The 4476-nt window shown below is 65.8% G+C and carries 4 protein-coding genes; 3 read left to right on the forward strand and 1 reads right to left on the reverse strand.

Annotation, left to right across the window (positions count from 1 at the left end; all coding sequences use genetic code 11):
* Positions 1-253: 253 nt before the first annotated feature.
* Complete coding sequence (gene ilvD / locus ACGLHR_RS50705) at positions 254-1927, reverse strand: dihydroxy-acid dehydratase (protein WP_267604121.1); 1674 nt, start codon at positions 1925-1927, stop codon at positions 254-256.
* A gap of 166 nt (positions 1928-2093) precedes the next feature.
* Between ilvD and ACGLHR_RS50710 the strand changes: the two genes are divergently transcribed.
* The 3 genes from ACGLHR_RS50710 to ACGLHR_RS50720 all read left to right on the forward strand — a co-directional run bounded on the left by ACGLHR_RS50710 (position 2094) and on the right by ACGLHR_RS50720 (position 4428).
* Complete coding sequence (locus tag ACGLHR_RS50710; RefSeq protein ID WP_400103563.1) at positions 2094-3092, forward strand: LysR family transcriptional regulator; 999 nt, start codon at positions 2094-2096, stop codon at positions 3090-3092.
* 74 nt (positions 3093-3166) lie between these two features.
* On the forward strand, positions 3167-3979 hold the full coding sequence (lgt, locus tag ACGLHR_RS50715) for a prolipoprotein diacylglyceryl transferase (RefSeq protein ID WP_400103565.1): 813 nt from the start codon (positions 3167-3169) through the stop codon (positions 3977-3979).
* A gap of 11 nt (positions 3980-3990) precedes the next feature.
* The gene (locus ACGLHR_RS50720; RefSeq protein WP_400103567.1) at positions 3991-4428 is read left to right on the forward strand and encodes a hypothetical protein; all 438 of its coding nucleotides are present in this window, start codon (positions 3991-3993) and stop codon (positions 4426-4428) included.
* Positions 4429-4476 lie beyond the last annotated feature (48 nt).

Below are 4476 nucleotides of genomic sequence, written 5' to 3' on the forward strand. Positions count from 1 at the left end.
GGGAACAACATGCAACTGTGAAACTGAATCAAACCAATCTCGATTGACACGGGGAGTCATATCAGCTAGGAGCCACTAGAAGCGGAGCCCGTGGTTTTGACGGCGCGACGCAGTAACGAGCGCCCGCCCTCTCCCTCAACCCCTCTCCCGCAGGCGGGAGAGGGGAGCAAACCGGCGGGAGATTGAACCTCCCCCCGCAAAAAAAACCCGCGATCGCTCGCGGGCCTTTTCATTCCGGTACTAAAGCCAGGCCTCAGTCCGTCACAGCGCCCTTGCTGGCGGTCGAAGCCAGCTTGGCGAACTTCGCCAGCACGCCACGGGTGTAGCGCGGTGCCGGCTGCTTCCAGGCGGCGCGGCGCTTGGCCAGCTCTTCTTCGCTCACGTTGAGTTCCAGCAGCAGCTTGTGCGCGTCGATGGTGACCGAGTCGCCTTCCTGCACCAGCGCGATGTTGCCGCCCACATGCGCTTCGGGCGCGACGTGGCCGACCACCATGCCCCAGGTGCCGCCGGAGAAGCGGCCGTCGGTGATGAAGCCGACCGATTCGCCCAGGCCCTTGCCGATGATGGCAGAGGTGGGGGCGAGCATTTCAGGCATGCCGGGGCCGCCCTTGGGGCCCAGGTAGCGCAGCACCAGGATGTCGCCGGCATTGATCTTGTCGGCCAGGATGGCGTCCATGGCGCTTTGCTCGTCCTCGAACACGCGGGCCGGGCCGGTGATGACCGGGTTCTTCAGGCCGGTGATCTTGGCGACGGCGCCTTCCGGTGCCAGGTTGCCCTTCAGGATGGCCAGGTGGCCTTCCTTGTAGAGTGCCTTTTCGATCGGCATGATCACGTCCTGGTCGGCGCGCGGGGTGTCGGGCACGTTTTCCAGTTCCTCGGCCAGGGTGCGGCCGGTGATGGTCAGGCAGTCGCCATGCATCAGGCCTGCCTTGAGCAGGATCTTCATGACCTGGGGAATGCCGCCCGCGCGGTGCAGGTCGGTCGCCACGTACTGGCCCGACGGCTTCAGGTTGCAGATCACCGGCACCTTGCGGCGGATGCGCTCGAAGTCGTCGATGGACCATTCGACTTCGGCCGAGTGGGCGATCGCCAGGTAGTGCAGCACGGCGTTGGTGGAGCCGCCGGTGGCCATGATCAGCGCAACCGCGTTCTCGATGGACTTGCGCGTGATGATGTCGCGCGGCTTGATGTCCTTCTTGATGGCCTCGACCAGCACGCGTGCCGATTCGGCGGCGCTGTCGACCTTTTCCTGGTCCGGGTTGGCCATGGTCGACGAGTACAGCAGCGACATGCCCAGCGCCTCGAACGAGGAGCTCATGGTGTTGGCGGTGTACATGCCACCGCACGAGCCTGACGACGGGCAGGCGTTCTTCTCGACGCCTTCGAAGTCTTCCTGGCTCATGCGGCCAGCGGTGAATTCGCCCACGGCCTCGAACGACGACACGATGGTCAGGTCCTTGCCCTTCCAGTTGCCCGGCTTGATGGTGCCGCCGTACACATAGATGCCCGGCACGTTGGTGCGCGCCAGCGCGATCATGCCGCCCGGCATGTTCTTGTCGCAGCCGCCGATCACGACCACGCCGTCCATCCACTGGCCCTGGGCCGCGGTCTCGATGCAGTCGGCGATGACTTCGCGGGAGATCAGCGAGTACTTCATGCCTTCCGTGCCCATCGACATGCCGTCCGAGATGGTCGGGGTGCCGAAGATCTGCGGGTTGGCGTCGGAGGCCTTGATGGCGGCAACCGCGGCGTCGGCCAGGCGTTGCAGGCCGGAGTTGCACGGCGTGATGGTGGAGTGGCCGTTGGCGATGCCCACCATCGGCTTGTCGAAGTCTTCCTTCTTGTAGCCCAGCGCGTAGTACATCGAGCGGTTGGGGGAGCGCGCCACGCCTTGCGTGATGTGCTGCGAGCGTTTGTTGTATGCCATGGGAATCTCCGGGGGGAAGTGTGCCGGCCTGCGCGGGGCGCCTCAGGGGTTCCGAGGACCGGGCAGGCTCTTGCCATGTTGTGGACGAGAGCATGCCGCTTGCCTTTTATCGTGTCAAATATATTATTCAACCTCTATTGAGTCGAAAAACATATCAGGAGCGCCTGTGGACCTGCGCCAGTTGCGCTACTTCGTTACCGTGGCGGAGGAGTTACATTTTGGCCGCGCCGCGCAGCGTCTCACCATGACGCAGCCGCCGCTGTCCCAGCAGATCCAGGCGCTGGAGGAGGAGATCGGCGTGCAACTGTTCGCCCGCACGCGGCGCTCGGTGGCGCTCACTCCGGCTGGCCAGCAATGGTTGCCCGAGGTGCGCCGCGTGCTGGCCGACGCCGCAGCACTGCCGGGCCTGGCCCAGCGGCTGGCGCGCGGGGAGGCCGGCACGCTGTCGCTGGCCTTCGTCAGCACGGCCGACTACGGCATCCTGCCCGACCTGCTGCGCAGCTTCCGGGCGCGCCATCCCAATGTGCAGCTGCAACTGCGCGAGGCCACCAGCGATATCCAGCTGGAGGCCCTGATGGACGGCGGCATCGACGCCGGGCTGGTGATCCGCCCGCAACTGCCGGCCATGCCGCATGGCGTGGCCTACCTGCCGCTGGTGCGCGAGCCGCTGGTGCTGGCCGTGCCGGAAGGCTGGCGCCCGGGCGGCGCGAAGGCGGACGAGGAGGGCGTTTCGCTAAAGGATGCGGCGCACGAGCCGCTTATCATCTTCCCCCGGCGAAGCGCACCGGCGTTTTATGACATCATTACGGGCTGTTATGCGCGCGAAGGCCTCACGCCGGTGATCGCCCAGGAGGCCATCCAGATGCAGACCATCGTCAGCCTGGTGTCCGCGGGCATGGGCGTGGCGCTGGTACCGGCCTCGCTTTGCAACCTTCGCCGTACCGGTGTGTCCTACCTGCCGCTGCGCGACGCCGGGCCCGATATCGAGACCGGCCTGGTGTGGCGGGAGGCCGGTGCCGACAGCGTGAGCCCCGTGCTGAGATCGTTCATCGAGATCGCCGGCGCGCTGGCCGCTGCCATGACGCTGACGCAAAAGGCTGGCATAAAACTGGCCACGGCGCCGGGCGCGGCCGCTGCGGCAAGGCACCTGACGGACGCAGCCTGAATCCTGACCCTGATGCCGTACCGGACGCCAAGCTGGCGCGTGCAATTCTTCTTACAACCCTAACCACGGCAAACATGCTGATTCATCCCCAATTCGATCCGGTTGCGATTCATCTCGGCCCGCTCGCCATCCGCTGGTACGGGCTGATGTACCTCGCCGGGTTCATCATGTTCCTGTGGTTCGGGCGCCTGCGCATCCGCCAGCCGCACATCGCGGCCCAGGGCTGGACGGTCAAGGACCTGGACGACATGCTGTTCTTCGGCGTGCTGGGCGTGATCCTGGGCGGGCGGCTGGGCTATGTGTTGTTCTACAAGGCCGATTACTACCTGAGCCACCCGCTCGAGATCTTCAAGGTGTGGGAGGGCGGCATGGCCTTCCACGGCGGCTTCTTGGGCGTGATCGTGGCGATGTGGCTGTTCGGCAAGCTGCGCGGGCGGCACTGGATGGAGGTCACCGACTTCATCGCGCCGATGATCCCCTGCGGGCTGGCAGCCGGGCGCATCGGCAACTTCATCAACGGCGAGCTGTGGGGCCGGCCCACCGACCTGCCGTGGGGCATGATCTTCCCGCAGGCCGGCGACAACATTCCCCGCCATCCTTCCCAGCTCTATCAATTTGCCGGCGAAGGCGTGGCGCTGTTCATCATCCTGTGGCTGTTCGCCAGGAAGCCGCGCCCCATGGGCGCTGTCTCGGGCATGTTCCTGATCGGCTACGGCGGCTTCCGTTTCCTTGCCGAGTTCGCGCGCGAGCCGGATAACTTCCTGGGCCTGCTGGCGCTGAACTTCTCCATGGGCCAGTGGCTGAGCCTGCCGATGATCCTGGCCGGCATCGCCATGGTGGTCTGGGCATACCGTCACGGACAGACGGCGCAGGCACCGGTTCGTTAAAGCTGGCGCAGATGACGATGTTCACCGCCGCCATCTTCGATATGGATGGCCTGCTGATCGACTCCGAGCGCGCCATCATGCAAGCGTGGATCGGCGCCGCGCGCGCGCTCGGCATTGCGCTGGCGGCCAGCGATTATGTGCAGGTCATCGGCAAGGCCGCGCCGGAGTCCAACGCGCTGCTGGTTTCCCTGGTTGGCGATGAGCGTGCCTTTCGCCAGGTGCAGGCGATGGCGGGCGCAATTGCATGCGCCGGTCACGGGCCCGAGGTTTCCGCTGAAGCCCGGCGCCAAGGAACTGCTGATGGCGCTGCGCCATGCCGCCATTCCCTGCGCGGTGGCATCGTCGTCCCGCGTCGAGGAGTTGACATCCTCCCCTCCCTCGGCCTGCGGCCGCCGCCTTTCGGCGGAAAGGGAGGGGATTCTACGGCGCTACGCAGATGTTTTGCGTAGCCGCTTCGGTGGGTTCCTGCTTCATAGAGCGGCCTGACTGCGCCGGCT

The sequence above is a fragment of the Cupriavidus sp. CuC1 genome, assembly GCF_044627735.1.
Lineage (GTDB): Bacteria > Pseudomonadota > Gammaproteobacteria > Burkholderiales > Burkholderiaceae > Cupriavidus > Cupriavidus ulmosensis.